The following is a 25,594-nucleotide window of genomic DNA, read 5'->3' as shown; positions in this document are numbered from 1 at the left end:
TATCCTCCCTTACCAGTATTTATCCCAATTAGGATTGCTCAAACCCATAAGAGCTTCTAAATAAAAATAGTCCCCCCATAAGTTTGGTTCATCAACCCCTTTACCCTCTTTATGAGAGTAAACTCCGTGAAGAAGTAGTCCTTCGTTGTTAGGGTCGTTTTTTGATGTGTAGTCTTCTCCTAATTTGTAAATCATTCCTTTGGCTATCTCTAAAGCATGTGGATAAGCATGTTGCTTTTGTGCTTCTATTAAACCAGAAGCAGCAATAGCTAAAGAGGAGCTATCTTTATCAGATGGGTTATCGTCCGTAAAATCATAATCCCAATAGGGAACTAAGTTCTTTGGTAATCCATCGATAAAAACATCAACAATGTGTGTATAGACAGTTGGAAAATGCAGTGAAGGATTTAGCCTTTCGAATAAAGGGATTCCTAAAATAGCCCAACTTTGTCCACGAGCCCAAATAGAATTATCGGCATTGCCTTGCCTAGTTGCGCCATATATTGGCTGACCTGTACTGGTATCAAAATAATAGGTGTGGTACGTTGAGTAGTTATCACGTACAACAGTGTTTAACAATGTGTTGTAATGTGTTTCAGCTATTACTTTATAGCATTCATCGTGTGATAAATTATAGGCTTCAATTAATAAAGGTAAGTTTAATAAAGAATCGATAATTAATCGATACTCATCTGGATCTCCAACTTTTCCCCAAGCTTGGATAAAGCCTCCTTTTTCTTGGAAACGACTGGATAAGACATCAGCTGCTTGTAATAATTGTTTTTTATAGCCATTGCTATGTGTCTGTTTATACCCAGCACCAGTCGATAGGCTATATAGAAAACCAATATCATGGTGATCTAAGATAAAATGCTCATCTAACCGCTTTTGAAAACTTTCGATATTTTTTTTTGCTAAATGTAAAAATTTATCATCGTTGGTCCATTCGTAAGCCATCCATAACATGCCAGTCCAAAACCCATTTGTCCAGTCGTCGTTTTCTTTTATACGATAGACGCCATCAGTAGCACTCGCAGATGGAAATTTTTCTCCATATCGTGCCATATTTTTCTCGATTTTTTTGATACACCATTCGATTTGTTTCGTTAACCATTCATCAGATACATTTTTCCCTAAAGCTATCAACTGTTGCTTATTATCCATGAAGTCACTCCCTTATATGTTAATATGTTAAGTTAATTTTATTGTACACTAAAGGCACACATAAATAAAGCGTTTTCTGAACGAGCAGTAGAAAATAGATAAAGGCTTGACAAATAACGCATCATCATCAATAATATAAGTGGTTACTACCAGTTGGTATTAAAGTGGTATTAAGGAGGTCTCATGGAAGAGAAAAAACAGCCATTATATGGGCAATTAGTTGATGATATAAAAGAATCAATTGAAAAAGAACATCAAGCGCACGATTTATTGCCATCTGAACGAGAGTTGGCAGAAATCTATGGTGTGAGTCGTACAACGGTGAGATTGGCGTTACAAGAATTAGAAAATTTAGGATTTATTTATAAAAAACATGGTAAAGGAACGTTTGTTTCGAGTATTTCAGATAGCATTTTAAACTTAACAGGTGCCTATAGTTTTACAGAGCAGATGATATCTTTGGGTAAAGAGCCCTCAACGAAAATTTTAGAGTTTTTAATAGTTGAAAGTAATAAGTATTTGAGTGAACAGTTGAACGTTCATAAAGGAAGTAAATTAATTAAAATTAAACGTTTAAGGTTAGCTGATGATGAACCGATGATGTTGGAAAGAACGTATTTGCCTTATAAACGATTTGAGGGTTTAAGTAGTGAAATGTTAGAAGAAAAACCTATGTACGATATTTTTTATGAAACGTTTGAACAACGCATTAAATACGCTGAAGAAGAATTTTATGCCAGCATTGTCAGTGATAAAGATGCTGATTACATTGAAGTACCAAAAGGGTCAGCGGCTCTTAACTTAGTGAGAAAAACGGTGAATCAGGAAAATGAAATCATCGAATACACATTAAGTGTTGCACGGGCAGATCAATTTAGATACAAAGTATTGCATCATAAAAACTAAATTTAGAAGGAGTGTTTTTTTTATGTTAGATTGGACAAATCAACAGTTGGAAGAAATAGGTGCAGTGATTACAACAAATGAAATCAAACAACAACCAGAGTTATGGAAAGAAACGTTGGACATTTTTAATTCTCATAAAGAAAGTTTAAACACATTTTTAGAAGGCTTTAAAAAAGAAACAACTGAAAAAATTCGTGTTATTTTTACTGGAGCAGGAACTTCAGCGTATGTAGGTGACGTGCTAAGACCACATTTAACGCGTTATGGTAACACATCTGATTTTATTTTTGAAGCCATCCCAACAACCGATATTGTATCAGCACCGTTAAATTATTTTAACGAAAATTCTCCAACGTTGCTTGTATCTTTTGCTAGAAGCGGGAATAGTCCAGAAAGTGTTGCGACCATTGATTTAGCAAATCAAGTTGTTAAAAATGTGAAACATTTGATTATAAGTTGCGCGCCTGAGGGTAAATTGGCAGTAAATGCTAAAAATGATAACAATTCATTTGTTATGTTAATGCCATCTCGCTCAAATGATCAAGGGTTTGCTATGACTGGTAGTTTTTCATGTATGACTCTAGCCGCATTGTTGACTTTTGACACTGTGCATAAAGATCATGATGTCATTGTTTCGACTATGGTTGATTTAGGGAATCAAGTATTGACTATGGAAGAACAGATTGCTGATATTATTGCACAAGATTTTAATCGTGTCGTTTATCTAGGGTCAGAAAGCTTGTCTGGATTAACTAGAGAAGCTCAGTTGAAATTATTAGAATTAACAGCTGGAAAAATTGCGACAGTATTTGACTCCTCATTAGGTTTTAGACATGGACCTAAATCATTTGTAGACGATAAAACATTAGTGTTTGGTTTTATTAGTAATGACGCATACACGAGTCTGTACGATGTAGATATTTTAGAAGAAATAAATGGAAACGATATCGCAGTGGAAACAATCGCGTTATCACAAAATGCGTCAAATTATAGTGGTAAATGCATTTTTTTAGCTAATGACCATGTTTTAAGTGACGGGTTTTTAGCATTACCACTTGTTATGCTTGCTCAAGTAGTTGCTTTATTAACATCAGTTAAAGTGAATAATAAACCAGATACACCATCACCAACAGGCACAGTTAATCGTGTGGTCCAAGGTGTGACAATCCATCCATTTAATTAATCAGAAAGAGGGAATATCGTCATGAAAAAAATTAGTGAGAAAAAATTAGCACGCATGAATCAACTATCGACAGAATCAGGTGTTATCGCGGCACTTGCCATTGATCAACGTGGGGCATTAAAACGTATGCTGTCAGAACAAGGATTTACTGGGGATACAGAATCAGCGATTGTTGAGTTTAAAGAGCTTATTTCAGAGTACTTGACCCCTTATTCTTCTTCTATTTTACTTGACCCAGAGTATGGCCTTCCTGCTTCAAAAGTAAAAGTAGAAGATGCTGGATTATTATTAGCTTACGAAAAAACAGGATATGATGCGACTGAGCCTGGGAGATTTCCTGATTTATTACCAGAATGGTCAGCGTTAAGACTAAAAGAAGCTGGGGCAGATGCAGTAAAATTCTTACTTTACTATGATGTCGATGAGTCAGATGAGATTAACGAGCGCAAACAAGCATTTGTCGAACGTATTGGCTCTGAATGTGTGGCTGAAGATATGCCGTTTTACTTAGAATTATTAACTTATGATGCAACAATTGATGATGCTAAAGGTAAAGAGTACGCTAAATTAAAACCACATAAAGTTAATGAGATGATGAAAGAATTCTCGAAAGATCTTTATCAAGTCGATGTATTGAAAGTCGAAGTGCCAATTAATATGAATTATGTGGAAGGCTTTGCTAAAGAGTCTGCAGATGTTGTTTATACAAAAGAAGAAGCATTAAGCTACTTCAAAGAACAAAGTGACAGCACACAACTACCATTTATCTTTTTAAGTGCCGGAGTAAGTGCCAAATTATTCCAAGATACGCTACATTTTGCCAAAGAAGCTGGGTCAACATTTAATGGGGTACTTTGCGGTCGTGCAACTTGGAAAGATAGTGTGGAAGTCTTTGTGAAAGATGGCAAAGAAGCAGCCGTTGAGTGGTTAAAAACACAAGGAAAACAAAATATGGATGAGTTAAATGACGCATTGTATGCCACAGCATCGTCTTGGCACACTAAATTATCATAGTAGGTGAGAAAATGATTGTATCAGTAACGATGAACCCTTCTGTTGATATATCATATCCGTTAGGCACATTGATTATTGATGACGTTAACCGATGTGACCAGGTTAGAAAAACCGCCGGTGGTAAAGGGCTAAATGTCACTCGAGTGATTCATCAAATGGAAGAAGACGTTGTTAGTACCGGACTATTGGGCGGTGTGTTAGGTGAGTTTATTCGCAAAAACTTATCTAGAGAAGGGATTAAGCATGACTTTTCCAATATACAAGGTGAAACGAGAAATTGCATTGCGATATTACATGACGATCATAAACAAACGGAAATTCTAGAAGCAGGCCCCACAATATCAACGGATGAATTATCTTCATTTGAAGAAACATTTGTTTCGTTAGCGTCAACAAGTGAGGTTGTGACACTCTCAGGTAGTTTACCAAAAGGGATTTCTAAAAAGTATTATAGTCGGTTGTTGTCTTTATTATCTGACACTGACACCAAAGTGATTCTTGATACGTCAGGCGATAGTTTAAAAGATGCGTTACAATCTCCTATTAAACCTTATGCAATAAAGCCGAATAGTGATGAGTTACAAGCATTGGTTGGAGAAACAGTGTCAGAGGACTATAATAATTTACCTGAGATATTGACTCATTTCTTGTTTGAAGGTGTTCCTTTAATCATGGTCTCTTTGGGTAAAGATGGCGCATTTGTCAAATATGATCAAGATTTTTACCGAGTAAATATCCCGAGTATTTCCGTAAAAAATCCAGTGGGTAGTGGGGATTCTAGTGTTGCAGGGTTAGCGATTGGTTTATCTAAAGGAAAACCAATCGAAGATGTACTAAAATATGCGATGACACTAGGTATGTTGAATGCGATGGAAGAGACAACCGGTTGTGTGGATAAGACAAAATTTGATGAGTTATTTCAACAAATACGTGTGAATAAAATAGTTTAAGACTATAGACAAAGTATTGATTCATTTCAATATTTTGTCTTTTTTGGGTAAAATACATGAAAGGAATCAATACTAATGTTGAAAAGGCAAGACATGAGTAAATGTTATTAAATTGTGACGTTGGCAAAAGGATTAGGAAATGGATTGCCAGTTGGAGCGATGCTAGCTAAGGAATCCATTGCTTCTTCGTTTACTCCAGGGAGTCATGGGTCAACATTTGGTGGAAATCGATTAGCATTGTCTGTAGCAGAAGAAGTCATATCAACTATTTCAAATCCACTGTTTCTTAATCATGTTCAGGCCATGGAGGACGTCGCTTTTTCTTTTTTATCTTATCATTTAGCCAATCAATCGAATGTATTAGATATAAGAGGAAAAGGATTGATGATTGGTATCGAGTTGTCAGAAAATGTCTCTGATATTATAGAAATATTATTAGATAAAGGTTTGGCTGTACTACAAGCAGGTCCTCGTGTAATTCGCTTGCTACCGCCATTAATAATAACTAAAGAAGAGTTAAAAGAAGGGTTATCTATCTTAGTTGAAGTGATTCAAACGCATAAATAGGGCGATCGTTTGATAAGAGATGAGTTTTCTGATTGTAAATAGGATGTATCAGTCGTTTTGATGATATAATGTTATAAATGAAGAGGGTAAATAGGAGGATATTTATGACAGACTTACATCAATTACAAAATGGTTCTGATATTAGAGGGATTGCTATTACAACACGAGAACATGTTGCAAACATAGAAAAAGAGCAAGTACAACGTATTGCACAAGGGATTTTAACTTGGATTAAGGATAAAAAGAAAATAAATGAAGACCCAATCACCATTGCTATTGGGCAAGATAGCCGTTTATCAGGAGAATCAATTAAACAGTGGCTAATTGATTCTTTTATTACGGATGATGTGTTAGTTATCGATGTTGGTTTATCAACCACGCCAGCAATGTTTATGGCGACACAGTTTCCAGAATTTGATGCAGATTGTGGCATTATGATTACAGCAAGTCATCTTCCTTTTTACTATAATGGCATTAAATTATTCACCAAAGAGGGTGGGGCGGAGCACGAAGACATTGAGTTCATCTTAGAAAATGCCCCGAAAACTGTTAATCTATCGACTACAGTTGGAAAGGTAGATAAAAAAGAAGTTTTGTCAGCTTATTCAAATGATTTGGTTCAAAAAATCATTGATCAAACTGGGAATAAGCAACCGCTATCTGGGTTTAAGATTGTTTTAGATGCGGGAAATGGTGCAGGAGGTTTTTTTGCTGAAAAAGTATTACAAACATTGGGGGCAGATACAACAGGTAGCCAGTTTTTGAATCCAGATGGTCATTTTCCAAATCATATCCCCAATCCTGATAATAAAGAGGCGATGGACAGTATTAAATCAGCGGTATTAGCACAACACGCGGATTTAGGAGTCATTTTTGATACCGATGTCGACAGGGCAGCGGTTGTGGATAAAACAGGGGAAGTGATTAATCGAAATAATCTGATTGCTGTCTTGTCAACTATCGTTTTAGAAGAGTATCCTGGAGCGACTATTGTGACGAATTCACCTACGTCTAGCCATTTAAAAACGTTTATCGAAGGATTGAATGGAAAACAAGTGCGCTATCTATGTGGCTATCGTAATGTTATTAATAAAGGAATTGAATTGAATAATCAAGGTGTAGATGTTCCCCTATCTATTGAAACAAGTGGACATGCAGCCTTTAAGGAAAATTATTTCTTAGATGATGGGGCCTATGTTGTGGCAAAAATATTGATGTTATTGCCCAAATTAAAAGAAAAAAATATCGAATTAAGTGATTTAATTGCAGATTTGAAACAACCCGCTGAAACTACAGAAGTTCGATTTAAAATTAGTGGTGAAGATTATAAATTACTCGGGGAATCAGTGATTGTTGGTATGCATGACTTGGTTGCTCAAACATCAGGTTTTAGCATAGATATGGATAATGAAGAAGGCATTAGAGCCGATGTCTCGCAAGAATATGGCGAAGGATGGTTCTTACTTCGTATGAGTTTACACGAGCCATTATTAGTACTTCAAGTGGAAAATGATAAGATAGGTAAAAATGCTGATGTATTAAGTAAATTGTTACCATTCTTTAATCGTTATCAATTCTTAAATACTGAGCCATTAAAGAAATTACTTGAGGGGAATTAATCTATCTAGTAGGATAGAAAGATAGAAAAGCTATTTATACAATAACCCCCGATGGTAAGGAGAATTTTTGTGAATAAAGAAACGCGACAAACTATTTTAAAAAGAGTAGTCACAGAAAATAATATTGAAAATCAGTCTGATTTAATAAAATATCTCGAAAAAGAAAATGTTCGAACCACACAATCAACTATTTCACGAGATATGCGTGAGCTAAATATTATTAAGAGTCACAGTACCAATGGAGGCTCTTATTATAGAGTATTGAGTGATTATGCAGCAAATGATAAAAAATTATCAGATGAAGAACGTTTGAAAAATGTGGTTAGAGAGACCGGTGTATCCCTTGTCCAAATAGAGTTTATTAATGTTTTAACTGTGTTGCCAGGTAATGGACAGCTATTAGGTGTACTGATTGATAGCCTGAGACAATCATTCTCAGAAATTGTGGCCTGTGTTGCTGGAGATGATACCATCCTTATTTTATCTAAGGACAAAGAAGACGCTATCGTCGTAAATGATTATTTTAAATGTTTTGTCCCAGAGAATAATTAATTTAATAAATGATGAATCCACTTTGTTTTAGCATTGTCTCAAAGTGGATTTATTGATATAAAAATGTGTTTAAAAGAGTAGTTTAATGAAAGGGGAGAGTGCATGATGACACAATCAGTGTTTCAAGGGCGTAGTTTTTTAGCAGAGAAAGATTTTACAAGGGAAGAGTTAAACTATTTGATTGATTTCAGCATTCATTTGAAAATATTAAAAAAGAACAATGTACCTCATCGTTATTTAGAAGGAAAAAATATCGCCTTATTGTTTGAAAAAACGTCAACTAGAACGAGAGCCGCTTTTACAACAGCAGCTATTGATCTAGGAGCTCATCCAGAATATTTAGGAAAAAATGATATTCAGTTAGGGAAAAAGGAATCCATAGAGGATACGGCAATTGTATTAGGAAGCATGTTTGATGGCATTGAATTTAGAGGATTCAGTCAACAAGTGGTAGAAGATTTAGCGACTTATTCAGGGGTGCCAGTTTGGAATGGATTAACTGATACTTGGCATCCCACACAAATGATTGCTGATTTTATGACGATTAAAGAAAATTTTGGTTATTTAGAAGGATTAACGTTAGCTTATGTTGGGGATGGACGCAATAATATGGCGAATAGTTTACTAGTGACAGGTGCAATTTTAGGTGTCAATGTTCGAATATGTGCCCCTAAATCATTGTTTCCAAGTCAAGAAGTCATAGAGTATGCCACAAAATTTGCTAAAGAATCAAATAGTAAGTTGGTTATCACCGATGATGTGGATACGGCTGTTTTAGGTGCAAATATTTTATATACAGATGTTTGGGTATCAATGGGTGAAGAAGATAAGTTTGAAGAACGTGTGAGAATGCTGATGCCTTATCAAATCAATATGGATATGATAAAAAAAACAGGCCAAACGTCAGATGATTTAATTGTGTTACACTGTTTGCCAGCATTTCATGATACAAAAACAGAGTATGGCCAAATGATTAAACAACAATTTGGTATTTCAGAGATGGAGATAACTGATGAGGTTTTTAGGAGCCCCTATGCTCGCCAGTTTGAAGAAGCAGAAAATCGCATGCACTCTATTAAAGCCATCATGGCAGCAACGTTAGGGAATTTATTTATACCAAAAGTTTAGTGAACGTCATAAAATGAGTATTTATGTCATATAGAGTGGTCTATTTGATTTTTTAGTTAGATTTTTAAAGTAATTCTTGCTATAATAAACCCGATATGGATAATGTTCATGGAGTAATATAGTGTGATTGTAAAAACATGATGAATAAAAAATAATGCTTCATTTATGACTATTTATGTCGTCTCCTGTTAAGACACTAACTTGATAGGGTGACGTTTTTTTATTAATACAAGGAGGATTCACTTTATGAATTTTAAAGAGATGATTGCAAAAGACCTGACAGAAGTATTGGGTGAGCAATTAAAATATGAGGACATTTTAAATCTAATTGAAAAACCAAAAACAAGTAGCCATGGGGACTACTCTTTTCCTGTGTTTTCTTTGTCTAAAATCCAACGAAAAGCACCAAATGTAATCGCAGAGGAGTTATCAAAAGAGATTGCTACAACAAATTATGAAAAAATTGTTCCAATGGGTGGTTATATCAATTTCTTCTTAAAAAAAGCAGAAGTAAGCAATGCTGTTTTGAATGATGTTGTATCTGAAAAAAATCATTACGGTGATGCAAAAGTTGGGCAAGGAAAAAATGTCGTCATTGATATGTCTTCTCCTAATATTGCTAAACCAATGTCTATGGGGCATTTACGCTCAACTGTCATTGGTAATTCTTTAGCTGAATTAGCAGCAAAAGTTGGTTATACTCCTGTAAAAGTCAATCATGTGGGTGACTGGGGGACTCAGTTTGGTAAGTTAATTGTGGCTTATAAAAAATGGGGAGACGAAGCAAAAGTCAAAGAAAACCCAATTAGTGAGTTGCTTTCTTTATATGTTCATTTCCATGAAGAAGCAGAAAAATATCCAGAGCTTGATGATCAGGCTCGCGAGTGGTTTAAAAAATTAGAAGATGGCGATGAAGAAGCGATTGAATTATGGACATGGTTTAGAGAGGAATCACTAAAAGAATTCCAAAAAGTCTATGATATGTTAGGAATTGAATTTGATTCTTATAATGGTGAAGCATTCTATAATGATAAAATGCAGCCAGTCATTGATTTGTTACTTGAGAAAAACCTATTAGTATCAGATGATGGGGCAGATATTGTTAATCTTGAAGCATACGATTTAAATCCTGCGTTGATTAGAAAATCTGACGGAGCGACGCTTTATATCACACGTGATTTAGCAGCTGCGATGTACCGTAAAGAAAATTATGATTTTGATGAATCAATTTATGTTGTGGGAAATGAGCAGTCTATTCACTTTAGACAATTAAAAGCCGTATTGAAAGAAATGGGCTATGAGTGGTCAGATGATATTAAACATATTCCATTTGGCTTGATTACATCAAATGGTAAAAAATTATCAACACGTAAAGGAAATGTCATTCTTTTAGAAGAAGTATTGAATGAAGCCATTAACGCGACACAAAATATTATAAATGAAAAGAATCCGACATTAGAAAAAAAAGAAGAAGTCGCACATCAAGTGGGTGTTGGAGCAGTTGTGTTCCATGACCTTAAAAATGATCGTCTAAATAATTTTGACTTCAATCTTGACCATATTATCCAGTTTGAAGGAGAAACAGGACCATATGTGCAATATACTCGCTCGCGATGTGAAAGTATCCTGAAAAAAGCGAATTGGAGTGTGCCAACACACCATGAAGACTATTTATTATCTGATGATGAATCTTGGGAAGTAATAAAAGCATTGTATAGTTTCCCAGCTAAAGTACAAGAAGCGTATCGTAAATATGAACCATCTGTTGTGGCTAAATATTTGATAGACTTGGCACAAAAATTCAATAAATATTATTCTAAAACTAAAATTTTAGAAGATGATAACGAAAAAGAAGCAAGACTTGCTTTGGTTTACTCAGTATCAGTTGTGATTAAAGAAGGACTACGTCTTTTAGGGATTCAATCACCTGATAATATGTAAAAAAGAAGAGGGGAAACCTTCTTCTTTTTTTATCCTCAAATGAATGTTTATGATTGATTTTGGATGTTTATGATTGTATAATACATGTATGGAGTGAGAGGTATGTTAACTGAAGAAAGACAATCAAAAATTTTAGACGAATTAAAGTCAAAAAAAATTGTTAAAGTAAGAGAGTTAATCGAAGAACTTAGTGTCTCTGAATCGACTATTCGTAGGGATTTACAGGAATTAGAAGCCGAAGGATGGTTAGTTCGTGTTCATGGTGGAGCCAAATTAACAATCAAACTAGAGCCTGAATTAAGTATGGAAGAAAAATCTTCCAGAAACGTTCAAAAGAAACAGGAAATTGTTCAGCTTGCAGCATCTTTAGTGAACGAAGGAGATGTTATCTATATTGACGCTGGGACAACAACACTAGAATTATTACCACTTATACAACATAAGAATGTCTCGATTGTGACAAATTCTGTTCGTCATGCTTGTGTGTCGACAGATTTAGGTTTGGATACGATAGTGATAGGTGGTAGTATCAGAAAAAATACGACAGCATCTGTGAGTCAGTTAGGATCAGAGCAGTTGCAACGGTATTTTTTTGACAAGGCTTTCATAGGTGCGAATGGTGTTCATCCAGTGTATGGGTTAACAACAGCTGATCCAGAAGAGGCAATGATGAAACGCACTGCTATTCATCAAGCACAACAAGTCTATTTTTTAGTAGATGATACAAAGTTTGATAAATTAAATTTTTCTCAAATTGAGTCTATCGACACAGGGATTATCTTAACCAATCAGTTAGCAGAAAAACAACGCTCACAGTATCAAGGGGTTGCAACAATAAAGGAGGTAACAAGATGATTTATGCATTAACACTAAATCCAGCGATCGATTATGTCATCAATGTTCCAGGATTTGAAGAAGGTAAATTAAATAAGACAGAAAAAGAGTACAAATTTCCAGGTGGTAAAGGCATTAACGTATCTAGAGTATTAGCTCAATTAGGTGTTCAATCAGAAAATCTTGGGTTTATAGGTGGCTTTACAGGTCGTTTTATTGAAGAACAATTAATTAACCATGGTTTACAAAATAATTTTATTCATGTATCAGGCGACACACGTATTAATATCAAACTAAAAGGAAAAGAAGAAACAGAAATCAATGGATTAGGTCCATCAATTCAACAAAGTGATTTAGATGATTTGACTGTCCAAGTTAATAATCTAACGCCAGAAGATTGGTTGATTTTATCAGGTAGTCTACCGATGGGAGTACCAAAGGACATCTATGTCACATTATCAAAAATGGCTCATGAGCAAGGGGTTCCTTTTGTGGTTGATATTAGTGATGCTAGTTTGTTTGATGTGTTGAAATACCAACCATCGTTAATTAAACCTAATGAGCATGAATTGGCAGACTTGTATGATGTTAAATTTAATACAATAGAAGATATGTTGCCTTATGGTGAAACATTAGTCAAACAAGGTGCAAAAAATGTCATTATTTCTATGGGAGCAAATGGCGCTATACTATTTAATGAAACAGGTATTTACCGAGCTAAAGGTTTAACAGGAAAACTGATTAATTCTGTAGGGTCAGGAGATTCTGTAGTGGCAGGATTTGTCAGTCAATTAAGCCAAGGTAGTGACGCTGTAACAGCTTTTAAAACAGGAATTGCTTGTGGTAGTGCCACAGCATTTAGTGCTGATTTAGCGACAGAAGAGGAGATTAATCAGCAATTATCACGCGTTGAAGTCGACGTAATAAAAGAATACTAGGGGGAAGTAACATGAAAATTAATGACTTATTAGTCAAAGAGTGTATGATTTTAGACTTAAAAGCCACAGATAAAAAAAGTGCCATTACTGAGATGGTAAATAAATTATATGAAACAGGTCGAATTGATAACAAGGAAGTGTTTGAAGAAGGTATCTTAGCCAGAGAAGCTCAAACTACTACAGGTTTAGGTGACGGGATTGCCATGCCTCATGCCAAAAATTCAGCTGTTGTTAAACCAACTGTCTTGTTTGCAAGAAGTAAAGATGGATTAGATTATGAAGCATTAGATGGGCAACCAACTTATTTATTTTTCATGATTGCAGCGCCAGAGGGTGCTAACGACACACATTTACAAGCTTTAGCTAGTTTATCTCGTTTGTTATTAAATCCAGGTATGATTTCCGATTTAAAAGCTGCTAATACATCTGATGAAGTGTTATCAATCATTGATAAGGCAGAGAAAAAATTAGATGAAGAAGAAAAAGAAGTGGTAGAAGAAGTAAAAGATGCACCATTTGTTGTCGCTGTTACGGCTTGTCCAACAGGTATAGCACATACATACATGGCTGAGGATGCATTGAAAAATAAAGCCAAAGAAATGGGCATCAACATTAAAGTTGAAACAAATGGGTCTGAAGGGGTTAAACATAGATTAACAGATGATGAAATAGCACGAGCTGCTGGTGTGATCGTCGCTGCTGATAAAAATGTTGAAATGGCACGTTTTGATGGTAAAAAATTAGTGAATCGTCCAGTAAGTGATGGTATTAAGAAAACAGAAGAGTTACTTCGTTTAGCAACTGACGGAAGTGCTTCGGTATATCATCACTCATCAAGTGGTAGTGAATCAGAGGGCGAGGAAACAAGTTCTGGCTCAGTTGGCGCTAAAATTTATAAAGACTTAATGAATGGTGTTAGTCATATGTTACCATTTGTTATTGGTGGTGGGATTGCAATTGCTTTGGCTTTCCTAATCGACCAAATGATTGGTGTGCCACAAGATCAGTTAAGTCAACTAGGAACATATAATCCAATTGCCGCATACTTTAAAACAATTGGAGATACAGCTTTTGGGTTTATGTTACCAGTTTTAGCAGGATTTATTGCATCAAGTATTGCTGATCGACCTGGTTTAGTGGTTGGATTTGCAGCAGGTGCGATGTCAGCAAGTGGAGTTGCCTTTGGACAATTAACAGATACTGTTCCTTCAGGTTTCCTAGGAGCATTAGTTGGTGGTTTCTTAGCTGGTTACGTGATTGTCTTCTTAAAATTTATCTTCAAAGGACTACCTAAAGCTTTAGATGGTATTAAATCTATCTTATTCTATCCAGTATTTGGTTTGTTAATTACAGGGTTCTTAATGTTATTTATTAATATCCCAATGTCAGCTATCAATAATGGTTTGAATAACTTTTTAGCTAACTTATCAGGTGGAAATGCTGCGTTACTAGGTGCATTACTTGCAAGTATGATGGTTATTGATATGGGTGGACCAATCAATAAAGCAGCTTACTTGTTTGGTACAGGAACACTTGCAGCAACTGTTGAAAGTGGTGGTAGTGTGGTTATGGCATCTGTTATGGCCGGTGGTATGGTTCCGCCATTAGCAATCTTTATTGCAATTATGTTATTTAAAAATCAATTTACTAAAAAAGAACAAGAATCAGCTTTACCAAACTTAATTATGGGATTCTCATTCATTACTGAAGGTGCCATCCCATTTGCCGCATCTGATCCATTACGTATGATTCCAAGTTTTGTGGTTGGAGCAGCGTTAACAGGTGGTTTAGTAGGATCATTAGGTATTAAGTTAATGGCTCCTCATGGTGGTATCTTTGTTATTGCCTTAGTAAGCAATCCGTTAATGTATCTATTATTTATTATTCTTGGAGCATTTGTTAGTGCGATTGTTTTAGGAACACTTCTTAAGAGAAAACAAGCAAAAGCTTAAAACAATAAGTCAGTCATCGTAGTTAGATGGCTGACTTTTTTTATGTGGGATAAACAAAAAATTATGGAATGAAAACATTGGATGATATAATATTTTATAGAAACGACAAAGGGAAAAGGTCAATTAAAATGAAAAGTTTACAAACATATTTAACTGATGAAAGAATCCAATCCGTTCTTTCTGGGTTTAAAATAGGATTAGAAAAAGAAAGCCAACGTGTCACATCTAATGGAGAGCTAGCGGCAACAGATCATCCAACATCATTAGGCAGTCGTAGCTATCATCCATATATTCAAACAGATTTTAGTGAGACGCAAACAGAACTTATTACACAAGTATTTGATACTGATAAAGGTGCAATAGATCAGCTAGAAGCTTTACATGATGTGATTATGCGCTCGATGGAAGATGGGGAAAGATTGTGGCCAATCAGTATGCCACCTGATTTACCTGAAGATGACAGGGATATAAAAATTGCGAAATTAGAACATCAAGGAGATATCAACTATCGTCGCTACCTAGCAAAGGTATACGGTAAAAGAAAACAGATGGTGAGTGGCATTCATTATAATTTTGAATTTTCACATGATTTATTAATGGCTCTTTACCAAGCACAATCTGACTTTAGTGACTTTACTTCTTTTAGAACGGCTATTTATCTAAAAGTATCACGACAATATTTACGCTATCGTTGGTTGATTACGTATTTGTTTGGTGCTAGTCCTTATGCGGATAAAGGATATTTCACAGATAAAGCACCTAAACAACCGGTAAGAAGCATTCGAAATAGCGAGTATGGTTATACGAATCGTCCAGAAATAGAAGTGTCGTATCAAACAATCGAACAATATGTTGCTGACTTGGAAGAATTAGTAGACAATGGTGAGTTAATTGAAACCAAAGAATTTTACTCTTCTGTTCGACTAAGAGGAAGTGATAATGTGGAAGAACTTTTAACTCATGGTGTGAGTTATATTGAGATTCGAAATATTGATTTGAATCCTTTTGAACGTATTGGAGTTTCTAGTGATACGTTGCGATTTTTACATTTATTTTTATTAACATTATTGTTTTTAGATGAAGAGTCAAATGATGCAAAAACCATGCTAGATTTAGGAACAAAATATAATAATCAAGTGTCATTAGAACACCCATTTGATAAGACATTTTTACACGATGAGGGTTGTTGGTTGCTAGAAAAAATGACGGAAACTAATGCTCAATTGGTCACACTGTTTGATTGCTCTGATATTTTATCAGATGCATCTCAATCGTTATCTAAACCTCTAAATACATTATCCGGAAAAATGCTATCATTAATGATGGAAAAATCTTTGACAAATGAAGAGTTAGGGTGTTACTTCGCTGACTTATATTATAATCAAGCATTTGAAAAACCTTATCAGTTGGCTGGATATCGTGACATGGAGCTATCAACGCAAATATTTATGTTTGACGCTATCCAAAAAGGGGTTAAGGTAACTGTTCTAGATCGCTTGGATCAATTTTTAAAATTATCTTTTAATGGCCGAATTGAGTATGTTAAAAATGCTAATATGACAAGTAAAGACTCTTATATTGTGCCTTTAATGATGGAAAATAAAACCGTGACTAAAAAAATATTAGCCAGTGCTGGATATCATGTGCCAGGTGGAAAAGAATTTTCTACGGTAGAGGAAGCGTTAGTGTCGTATCCTATTTTTAAAGATAGTGCCATTGTTGTAAAACCTAAAACCACGAATTATGGTTTAGGAATCTCTATTTTTAAAGAGGGAGCAACAAAAGAAGATTATGACGAAGCTGTTCGTATAGCATTTAGTGAAGATGACAGCATTTTGGTTGAAGAATTCCTTCCAGGAACTGAGTATCGCTTCTTTGTATTAGATGGAAAAACAAGGGCAGTGATGTTACGAACACCAGCAAATGTGTTAGGTGATGGCACACATACTGTAGCTGAATTGGTTGCTGAAAAAAATCAAGATAGCTTGCGAGGAACGCACCATAGAGCGCCATTAGAAAGAATCCAGCTTGGTGATATTGAGGAATTAATGTTAAAAGAGCAAGGATTAACTGCCACAAGTATTCCAAATAAAGACCAACGCGTGTATCTTCGTGAAAACTCTAATGTTAGTACTGGTGGAGATTCACTTGATGTTACTGAAAATATGGCAGAAAGTTATAAAAATATCGCTGAATCTGCCGTAGAGGCGTTAGGAGCTAAGATTTGTGGAATTGATTTGATTATTCCCGATAGCTCTATTAAGGGTGAAAAAAATGATGCCCAGACTTATGGAATCATAGAAGCAAACTTTAATCCGGCGATGCATATGCATATTTATCCTTATTCAGGTGAGGGACAACGTTTGACAATGGATGTCTTGTTATTACTATATCCAGAATTAAATAATTAAACAGATACATAAAAATAAAATAATTTGGATAAAAAATCCGGATTATTTTATTTTTTTATGATTGACAACGTTTTCTAAAGATGGTATATTAAATTTATAGAACAGACGGAGTGTAACTGATACGATCAGGCACCACCAAATCCATTGTAGAAAGGTCTACTTTGATTTGGTGTTTTTTTGTTCCTTAAAAGAGGTGATTTCAATTCTATCGATAGTTAAGTCCTTGAATAATAACTTAGTGTTAGCGGTAAATGAACATGACGAAGAATTTGTATTGTTTGGTAAAGGTATTGGATTTAAAAAGAAAAAGAATGATTTAGTAGATGAATCACTTGTTACTAAGACATTTTTAAGTAAGAATAACCAAAATATGGTTGCTATTATTGAAAGTATTCAACCAGACGTCCTAGATGTAACAGAAAAAATTGTAACATATGGGGAAACACAGTTGAATAAAAAACTAAATGGCAGTTTGATGATTGCTCTAGCGGATCATATACAATGTGCAATCGACCGTCAAAATCAAGGCATTGATTTGCCTGAAAATACGATGCAGTGGGAGATTCCTTTCCTTTATTCAAAAGAATATGAGTTAGGAAAAGATGCTATAAAACAAATTGAAACTGATTTAGATATATCGTTGCCCTCATCAGAAGCGGCGTTTATGGCACTTCACTTTGTTAACGCACAAGACGGTGTAGAGACAATGGATGAAACAATCTTTATCACAAAGATTTTAAAGAGCATTGTAAAAAGTATCCAAACTCTATTTAATGTTTCTTTGAAAAAAGATAGCTTGAATTATTCACGGTTTGTGACGCACATTCGCTATTTTATGAATCGTCACCTGCATAACAAAGCACCACAAAGCAATGAAAATGAACAATTATTTGCTATTATTAAAGAGCAGTACCCAAAAAGCTATGCATGTAGTTTGGTGATAAAAGAGATGTTAAAATCAGATTATGATATTGATGTAAGTAATGATGAATTGATTTATTTAATTATACATATAGAACGAGTTGTTTCAGATACTCAAGCATTGGATTAGGCGTGCAACAATGATTGGCATAAACCTAAACAAGCATTTCGTAAACACTGAAAAGGTGTTACGTCTGTTTGTTTAGGTTTTTTATTTAAAAAAAATGAGTTTAAATAGATATCCCAGGAGGAAAGAACGATGGATAATCGTCAATTAGCAGAAAATATTATAAAAGAAATGGGTGGTAAGGAAAATATCACTCAAAATTGGCACTGCATTACAAGGTTAAGATTTAATGTGGCAGATAGTAAAAAAATTAATATAGAAGTTATCAAACAACTAGACGGCGTAATGGGCGCACAATTTCAAAGTGGCCAGTTTCAAGTCATTATTGGTAGTGAGGTAGCAAATGTGTTTAGTGAGGTTGACAATATTACTCATGGAAATATAGTAAGCGAAGATGGTAGTGTACAAACGTCTTCTGGTAATGTGTTGGATAAAATTTTTGATGTTATTTCTGGTATTTTTACACCTATATTAGCCGCTATTACAGGTAGTGGGTTGTTAAAAGGAATCATGGCGATTCTTGTTTGGGCCAGTATGCTGAATGTTGAAAGTCAAACATATATGATTTTGGATGCGATATCTAATGCAACGTTCCATTTCTTACCATTCCTAGTAGCTTTTTCAGCGGCAAATAAATTTAAAACAAATCCATCGCTTGCAGGAGCATTAGCCGGTATTTTAATGTATCCGCAAATTATGTCTCTTGCAGATGCCGGAGAGGTTAGCAGTGTAACATTCTTAGGGTTTTTAAATATCCCGATGAATAATTACGCGTCATCTGTTTTACCAATTATTTTAGGTGTTTGGTTAATGAGTTATGTTGAGAAGTATTCGAAAAAACTTGTACCAAAATCACTTACGATTATTTTTGTACCGTTATTGACCTTATTGATTACAGCGCCATTGGTTCTAGCCTTTATCGCACCACTTGGAACATTTATTGGTACATATTTAGAAATGTTCTTTACGAAGTTATTTGGTGTTGCTGGTCCAGTAGCCGGAGCGGTAATGGGTGGTTTAATGCCATTGATTGTGGTAACTGGTATGCACTATGCCTTCTTCCCAGGAACGTTTGCCAGCCTTGGAAAATTAGGATATGACATTATGTTATTGCCACTTAACTTAGTAGCAAACTTAGCTCAAGCTGGAGCAACGTTAGGTGTATTTATAAAAACAAAAGATAAAAAAATGAAGCAAATTGCTTTTTCAGCGTTTATTCCAGCATTGTTTGGTATTACAGAACCAGCAATATACGGGGTAACGATGAAATTGAAAAAACCTTTCTACGCTAGTATGGCCGGAGGAGCAGTTGGAGGAGCGATTTATGGACTATTTGTGGTTAAAACATTTAGTTTTGCTGTGCCAGGTTTATTAGCTTTACCAACTTATATTGAAAATGGCACAAATAACTTTTTATGGGCAGTCGTTGGTGTATTATCAAGTTTCTTTGTTGGATTAATTGCAACGATGCTTGTGCCATTTGACTTAGGAGATAAAAAAGAAACTACGGAGGATACTTCGAATCAACCAGTAAATCAACCAACGATTACTAAAGACAAATCTCATAAAGTCTTATCACCATTGACAGGTGAAGTACAAGAATTAGTGACGTGTCCGGACGATACATTTGCCTCAGGCGTTGTTGGTAAAGGAATCGGTATTATTCCGACAGGAGATTTCGTCTATGCGCCGTTTGATGGCACTGTTACTATGACGACGCCAACAAAACATGCGATTGGTCTAGTATCAAACGACGGTGTCGAATTATTGATTCACGTCGGCTTGGACACAGTCGAGTTAGAAGGGAAGGGGTTTGAGTATTTTGTTAAAGAAGGTGATGTGGTGACACATGGCGATAAATTACTATCATTTGATCGAACAGTTATTGAAAAAGGTAATTATAGCTTATACACACCAATCATTGTAACGAATACGCCAAACTTTTTAGATGTTGTACCAGCTATAGGTGAAGGGGATGCAGTCACGGCTGGAAAAGAAGATGTCTTAATTGTTGTTAGCTAAATAAATTAACTATAGATAAAAAACATATAGGAGGAATTATTAATGAAACAATTACAACTACAATCAGGATTTCCCAAAGGATTTTTATGGGGTGGCGCAACAGCTGCCAACCAAATTGAAGGAGCATATAATGAGGGCGGAAAAGGTCTATCAACATCTGATTATGCCGCTTATAAAGACCCATATGCAACGGGTAAAGTAGATAACTTTACATTCAACGTAACATCGAAAGAATTAGCTGAATACAAAGAAAACCCAGAAAAATACTTATTCCCAAAACGTTGGGGAATTGATTTTTACCATCGTTATAAAGAAGATATTGCATTAATGGCAGAAATGGGGTTTAAAACATTCCGTATTTCTATTTCATGGGCACGAATTTTCCCAACAGGATTAGAGTCAGAACCAAATGAAGAAGGGTTAGCATTTTATGATAAAGTGTTTGATGAGTGTGCAAAATATGGTATTGAACCACTTGTGACCATGTCACATTACGAAATGCCGATTACATTAACTGAAAAATATAATGGTTGGGTAAGCCGTGAATTAATCCCATTATTTGAAAAGTATGCTCGTGTCATTTTAACTCGCTATAAATCAAAGGTAAAATACTGGATTACATTTAATGAAATGAATATGAACTTAAATAGTTTGTATACAGGAGCAGGTGTGTTAGAAGATTTAATCGCACCAGAAGAAAAACTACAAGCAACTTATCAAGCATCACATCATCAGTTTTTAGCTAGTGCATTAGCTGTTAAAGCATGTAAAGAAATTATTCCTGACGCACAAATAGGTTGTATGATTAACCAAATTGAGTCATATGCTCTAACAACAAAACCAGAAGATCAATTACAAGCACTAAAATCAAATCAACTAAACATGTTCTACCCAGACGTTCAAGCACGCGGTGAATACCCAACTTATATGGCAAGATACTTTGCTGATAATGATATCCACGTGGTTATGGAAGAAGGCGATGAGGAGATTTTACGAGAAGGTACGGTTGATTATGTGGCGATTAGTTACTACATGTCTCACGTAACAGAAGCTAGAGAAGATGCAGCTAAACTTGCGGGATCATTTGATAGCCCAATTAAAAATAAGTACCTAGAATTATCGCAATGGGATTGGCCAATTGACCCAATCGGTTTACGTATTTCATTGATGAAATTATATGATCGTTATGAAAAACCATTATTTGTTTGTGAAAATGGTTTAGGGGCAAAAGACGAATTAACAGAAGATGGTAAGATACATGATGATTACCGAATTGATTACATTCGCCAACACGTTGAACAAATGAAAGAAGCCATTAAAGATGGTGTTGATTTGATGGGATACACAACTTGGGGATGTATTGATTTAATCAGTTGTGGAACATCACAAATGAGTAAACGATATGGTTTCATTTACGTAGATCAAGATGATGAAGGAAATGGTAGTCTAGAAAGATATCGCAAAGATTCATTCTATTGGTATAAAGAAGTCATTGAATCTAATGGTGAAAATTTATAAAATGACAGGACAAGTCTAGATAATTTATCTAGACTTGCTTTTTTAGCGCTATACTAAATAAGGGGGAAATAATGATGAAAAAAATAGCTTTTTTTGATATAGATGGCACACTTTGTGATAGCAGTGGGCAAGTACTTACTTCAAGTAAAGAGAGCATTCAAGCTTTTAGAGATAAAGGAAACTTAACATATATTTGTACTGGTCGTTCTAAGCCAGAAATTTTAGAAGATATATTAGATGTAGGATTTGATGGAATTATTGGTGCTGGTGGTGGTTATATCGTGATGGATGATGAAGTGGTGAAACATCAAACGATGGATGAGGCCATTGTAAAGAAAGTACTTGAGTGTTTTGCTGAAAATGATATAGGCTATTATTTAGAAACAAATGATGGGTTGTTCGGTAGTGAGAATTGTGTCCGTAAAATCAGAGAAGAGATGAAAACTATTTCTGAAAAAACGGGTGAGCCATATGATGTTTTAGTAGATAAGATGTCGTGGTTTGAGGAAGTTCTTGAAAATCATAAAAATGATGAAGTTGATTATAAAACAGTTAACAAAATGTCTTTTATTAACAATACGGTCCCTTTTTCTGATATCGTCAAAAAATTTGGTGATGACTGCCATATGTATCATTCGACAGTTGAGTTGTTTGGCCCAGAAAGTGGAGAAATTGCTGTAAAAGGTGTTGATAAAAAAAATGCCATTGAGTTTGTTTTAGATAGGTTAGGGATGGCTAAACATCAAGCGATAGCATTTGGGGATGGTGACAATGACATCGTGATGTTTGAAGCAGTGGATTATAGCATTGCTATGGATAACGCCACAGATAATTTAAAAAAAATTGCCTCTGAAGTAACTGATAGTGCCGATGATGACGGGATTGCTAAAAGTTTAAAGAAAAATGGCTGGATTTAATTAAATAACTTTTAAAGAAAAAAACAATAGACAGTTTTTTTCTTTTTTATTTGCTACACTATGAGTAACGAAGACTTGATAGTAAGGAGACGATATTCTATGAACAGAACCATCCCTTCAACACATACATTACAACGTGAGTTCTTTTACTCGCAACAAACTAAAGAATTATCATTTCGTTTAGAACAATTAGAAAAACTGAGGTTAGGAATTATTTCTTATGAACAAGAGATAATTGAGGCATTAAGAAAAGATTTAGGGAAGCATCCACTAGAAACCTACGCAACAGAAATTGGCTTTGTTTTAAATAGTATTCGCATGACACAAAAATCTCTAAAAAAATGGATGAAAGACGAAAAAAGAAGGACTCCTTTGTTTTTACAACCATCCAAAAGTCGTGTGATTAGTGAACCTTATGGTGTCGTGTTGATTATTGGTCCGTTTAACTACCCCTTTCAATTATTAATTGAACCATTAGTTGGAGCGATTGCGGCCGGTAACACAGCCATCCTAAAACCATCAGAGCTTGTTCCAACTTTTTCGAAAGTTATAGAGAAAATGATTCATCAATTATTTTCATCCTCTTATGTGGATATCTTTTTGGGTGAAAAAGATACTACAATCGAGTTATTAAAACAGCCCTTTGACTATATCTTTTTTACAGGAAGTACATCAGTTGGAAAGAGTGTCATGAAAGCAGCATCGGAGCATTTAACGCCTGTTACCCTTGAATTAGGGGGGAAAAGCCCTACGATTATTACCTCCAAAGCAGATATACCTCTAGCTGCTAGACGGGTGATATATGGGAAGATGATGAACGCCGGACAAACGTGTGTTGCTCCAGATTATGTTGTGGTAGAGCAATCCGTAAAAGAAGAGTTTATAAGCCAATGTCAAAAAACATTGCTGCGATTTTATGGAGAGGATATAAAACAAAGTTCGAGTTTTTCACGAATTGTTAATGAACGACACACTAAGCGACTAGTTACTTTAATGGAACAATCAAGAGATGAGTTAATCGTTGGAGGGACTTACGACATTAGTTCTTGCTATGTTGAACCAACATTATATGCTGCCTCTTGGGAATCTCCTTTGATGAAAGATGAGATTTTTGGACCATTGTTACCAATTATATCTTATCAGTCATTGGATGATGTGATTAACCATATTAATGACCGTCCTAAGCCTCTTGCACTCTATATTTTTAGTCGCGATAAGAGTGAGCAAGATAAGATACTTCATCAAACATCTTCTGGAGGTGTGAGCATAAATAATACTATTTTTCATCTTGTCTCAGGTCATTTACCATTTGGTGGAGTAGGAGAATCTGGGATTGGAAACTATCATGGTAAATATAGTTTTGACACATTTTCGCATAAACGAGCAGTATTAACGTCTAAAAAAATAGATACACCATTTATTTACCCGCCTTATACAGACAAACATTTAAAATGGATAAAGCGAGTGTTAAAATAAAATGAGGCTGACCCAAAAGTCTTAAAATAGAAAAATCCCATGAAATCAGTTTATTAAAACACTGACTTCATGGGATTTCTATTTTGTTAGTTTAGTGATTTTCATTTAAAAACTTACTTTTGGGTCAGCCTCATTTTTTAGATAGTAATATTTAAATAATTGGCAACTTGTTCAATATCTTTATCGCCACGTCCAGAAACATTGATAATTATAATATTATCTTCATCAAGAGTAGGTGCTAATTTGATTGCTTCAGCAATAGCGTGGGAACTTTCAATCGCTGGAATAATTCCCTCTGCTTTTGATAAAGTCACAAATGCATCAATAGCCTCTTTATCCGTTGCTGGGACATAGCTCGCTCGATGTGTATCTTTTAGAAAGGCATGTTCTGGTCCAATACCAGGGTAGTCTAAACCAGCAGATATGGAATAAACAGGTGATATATTACCGTCTTGATCAAACAAACCATATGTTTTCATTCCATCAACAATACCAATAGAGCCTTTTGTCATGGTTGCCGCATGCTCAGAAGTATCAACACCTTTTCCAGCAGCTTCAACACCGATTAAATGCACAGATTCATCTGGTATAAATTCAGAAAATGCCCCAATCGCATTTGAACCACCACCGACACAAGCTATCACGTAATCTGGTAATCGGCCCTCTTTTTCGAGTATTTGTTTTCTGGCCTCTTTGCTAATGACTGTTTGAAAATCTTTTACTATAGTCGGATAAGGATGTGGGCCAACTGCTGAACCTAATACATAAAAAGTGTCGTCTAAATGATGAACAAAATAGTCAAAAGAAGCATCAACAGCGTCTTTCAACGTACCGTTACCTTGAGTGACTTCTTGAACAGTGGCACCTAGTAACTCCATTCTAAAAACATTTAACTTTTGCCTCCTCATATCTTCCTCACCCATAAAAACAGTGCATGTCATTCCGAATTTTGCTGCCGCCGCTGCTGTAGCAACACCGTGTTGGCCGGCACCTGTTTCAGCAATGATATTCGTTTTTCCCATATATTTAGCTAGCAAAATTTGTCCCAAGACATTGTTTAGTTTATGTGCCCCAAGATGATTCAAATCTTCTCGTTTTAAATAGACTTTAGCACCACCCAATTGGTTAGTTAATGATTCGGCAAAATATAGAGGAGTTTGACGACCAGAATAATCTGTCAATAATTCAGATAGCTCTGTTTGAAATTCAGGTGTGTCTTTGATAGTTAAATAAAACTCATTTAGATTGTCTAAAGCAACTTTAACTTCTGGTGCAACAAATTGACCACCGTAATTTCCAAAAAATCCTTGTTTGTTTTTCATAATAATTTCTCCCTTGTTATATAATATTAATCGATAGTTAACTAAGAGAGTACTTCTAAAAAAAGAGCACACCGTCTTATAAGTAGACGGTGTGCTCTTTTATCTATTCTTTAGAGATAATCACCGACATAG

At 35.2% G+C, this 25,594-nt stretch carries 20 protein-coding genes; 18 read left to right on the top strand and 2 right to left on the bottom strand.

Going from position 1 to position 25,594, the window contains the following annotated elements; genetic code table 11:
- Positions 1 to 9: 9 nt before the first annotated feature.
- On the bottom strand, positions 10 to 1,164 hold the full coding sequence (locus JNUCC83_RS09400) for a glycoside hydrolase family 88 protein (RefSeq protein WP_454459782.1): 1,155 nt from the start codon (positions 1,162 to 1,164) through the stop codon (positions 10 to 12).
- 183 nt (positions 1,165 to 1,347) lie between these two features.
- On the opposite strand from JNUCC83_RS09400, the gene JNUCC83_RS09395 reads away from it, so the two are divergent.
- The 18 genes from JNUCC83_RS09395 (at position 1,348) to JNUCC83_RS09310 (ending at position 24,140) form a co-directional block, all read left to right on the top strand.
- The gene (locus JNUCC83_RS09395) at positions 1,348 to 2,070 is read left to right on the top strand and encodes a GntR family transcriptional regulator (RefSeq protein ID WP_454459781.1); all 723 of its coding nucleotides are present in this window, start codon (positions 1,348 to 1,350) and stop codon (positions 2,068 to 2,070) included.
- 22 nt (positions 2,071 to 2,092) lie between these two features.
- Positions 2,093 to 3,253: an SIS domain-containing protein gene (locus JNUCC83_RS09390; RefSeq protein WP_454459780.1), complete on the top strand. Its 1,161-nt coding sequence runs from the start codon at positions 2,093 to 2,095 to the stop codon at positions 3,251 to 3,253.
- A gap of 21 nt (positions 3,254 to 3,274) precedes the next feature.
- Positions 3,275 to 4,267, top strand: a complete 993-nt coding sequence (gene lacD / locus JNUCC83_RS09385; protein ID WP_454459779.1) for a tagatose-bisphosphate aldolase — start codon at positions 3,275 to 3,277, stop codon at positions 4,265 to 4,267.
- A gap of 11 nt (positions 4,268 to 4,278) precedes the next feature.
- A complete protein-coding gene (locus tag JNUCC83_RS09380; protein WP_454459778.1) occupies positions 4,279 to 5,217 on the top strand; it encodes a hexose kinase in 939 nt (312 codons plus the stop codon).
- 114 nt (positions 5,218 to 5,331) lie between these two features.
- Positions 5,332 to 5,784 carry an aminotransferase class III-fold pyridoxal phosphate-dependent enzyme gene (locus tag JNUCC83_RS09375; RefSeq protein WP_454459777.1) on the top strand — a complete coding sequence of 151 codons (453 nt, stop codon included), beginning with the start codon at positions 5,332 to 5,334 and terminating at the stop codon, positions 5,782 to 5,784.
- A gap of 104 nt (positions 5,785 to 5,888) precedes the next feature.
- Positions 5,889 to 7,403, top strand: a complete 1,515-nt coding sequence (locus JNUCC83_RS09370) for a phosphohexomutase domain-containing protein (RefSeq protein WP_454459776.1) — start codon at positions 5,889 to 5,891, stop codon at positions 7,401 to 7,403.
- A gap of 69 nt (positions 7,404 to 7,472) precedes the next feature.
- Complete coding sequence (locus JNUCC83_RS09365) at positions 7,473 to 7,955, top strand: arginine repressor (RefSeq protein WP_454459775.1); 483 nt, start codon at positions 7,473 to 7,475, stop codon at positions 7,953 to 7,955.
- A 105-nt stretch (positions 7,956 to 8,060) separates the two neighbouring features.
- Positions 8,061 to 9,083: an ornithine carbamoyltransferase gene (gene argF / locus JNUCC83_RS09360; RefSeq protein ID WP_454461358.1), complete on the top strand. Its 1,023-nt coding sequence runs from the start codon at positions 8,061 to 8,063 to the stop codon at positions 9,081 to 9,083.
- Positions 9,084 to 9,329: 246 nt separating this feature from the next.
- Positions 9,330 to 11,024 (top strand): arginine--tRNA ligase, encoded by a 1,695-nt coding sequence (gene argS / locus JNUCC83_RS09355; protein WP_454459774.1) that lies wholly within the window; start codon positions 9,330 to 9,332, stop codon positions 11,022 to 11,024.
- 102 nt (positions 11,025 to 11,126) lie between these two features.
- Complete coding sequence (locus JNUCC83_RS09350) at positions 11,127 to 11,879, top strand: DeoR/GlpR family DNA-binding transcription regulator (RefSeq protein WP_454459773.1); 753 nt, start codon at positions 11,127 to 11,129, stop codon at positions 11,877 to 11,879.
- Positions 11,876 to 12,796: a 1-phosphofructokinase gene (pfkB, locus tag JNUCC83_RS09345; RefSeq protein WP_454459772.1), complete on the top strand. Its 921-nt coding sequence runs from the start codon at positions 11,876 to 11,878 to the stop codon at positions 12,794 to 12,796. The genes JNUCC83_RS09350 and pfkB overlap by 4 nt, the downstream gene beginning before the upstream one ends.
- A gap of 11 nt (positions 12,797 to 12,807) precedes the next feature.
- Complete coding sequence (locus JNUCC83_RS09340) at positions 12,808 to 14,748, top strand: PTS fructose transporter subunit IIABC (protein ID WP_454459771.1); 1,941 nt, start codon at positions 12,808 to 12,810, stop codon at positions 14,746 to 14,748.
- Between the two features lie 128 nt (positions 14,749 to 14,876).
- Positions 14,877 to 17,159: a bifunctional glutamate--cysteine ligase GshA/glutathione synthetase GshB gene (gshAB, locus tag JNUCC83_RS09335; RefSeq protein WP_454459770.1), complete on the top strand. Its 2,283-nt coding sequence runs from the start codon at positions 14,877 to 14,879 to the stop codon at positions 17,157 to 17,159.
- 169 nt (positions 17,160 to 17,328) lie between these two features.
- Complete coding sequence (locus JNUCC83_RS09330; RefSeq protein WP_454461357.1) at positions 17,329 to 18,210, top strand: PRD domain-containing protein; 882 nt, start codon at positions 17,329 to 17,331, stop codon at positions 18,208 to 18,210.
- Positions 18,211 to 18,339: 129 nt separating this feature from the next.
- Complete coding sequence (locus JNUCC83_RS09325) at positions 18,340 to 20,229, top strand: beta-glucoside-specific PTS transporter subunit IIABC (RefSeq protein ID WP_454459769.1); 1,890 nt, start codon at positions 18,340 to 18,342, stop codon at positions 20,227 to 20,229.
- A gap of 42 nt (positions 20,230 to 20,271) precedes the next feature.
- Complete coding sequence (locus JNUCC83_RS09320; protein WP_454459768.1) at positions 20,272 to 21,747, top strand: glycoside hydrolase family 1 protein; 1,476 nt, start codon at positions 20,272 to 20,274, stop codon at positions 21,745 to 21,747.
- 74 nt (positions 21,748 to 21,821) lie between these two features.
- A complete protein-coding gene (locus JNUCC83_RS09315) occupies positions 21,822 to 22,664 on the top strand; it encodes an HAD family hydrolase (RefSeq protein ID WP_454459767.1) in 843 nt (280 codons plus the stop codon).
- 99 nt (positions 22,665 to 22,763) lie between these two features.
- Complete coding sequence (locus JNUCC83_RS09310) at positions 22,764 to 24,140, top strand: aldehyde dehydrogenase (RefSeq protein ID WP_454459766.1); 1,377 nt, start codon at positions 22,764 to 22,766, stop codon at positions 24,138 to 24,140.
- 137 nt (positions 24,141 to 24,277) lie between these two features.
- On the opposite strand, the gene trpB is transcribed toward JNUCC83_RS09310, so the two are convergent.
- Positions 24,278 to 25,462: a tryptophan synthase subunit beta gene (gene trpB / locus JNUCC83_RS09305; protein ID WP_454459765.1), complete on the bottom strand. Its 1,185-nt coding sequence runs from the start codon at positions 25,460 to 25,462 to the stop codon at positions 24,278 to 24,280.
- Positions 25,463 to 25,594 lie beyond the last annotated feature (132 nt).

The organism is Vagococcus sp. JNUCC 83 (genome assembly GCF_053667615.1).
Note: the sequence above shows the minus strand (reverse complement) of the source record. Positions and strands in the feature narration are given on the sequence as shown.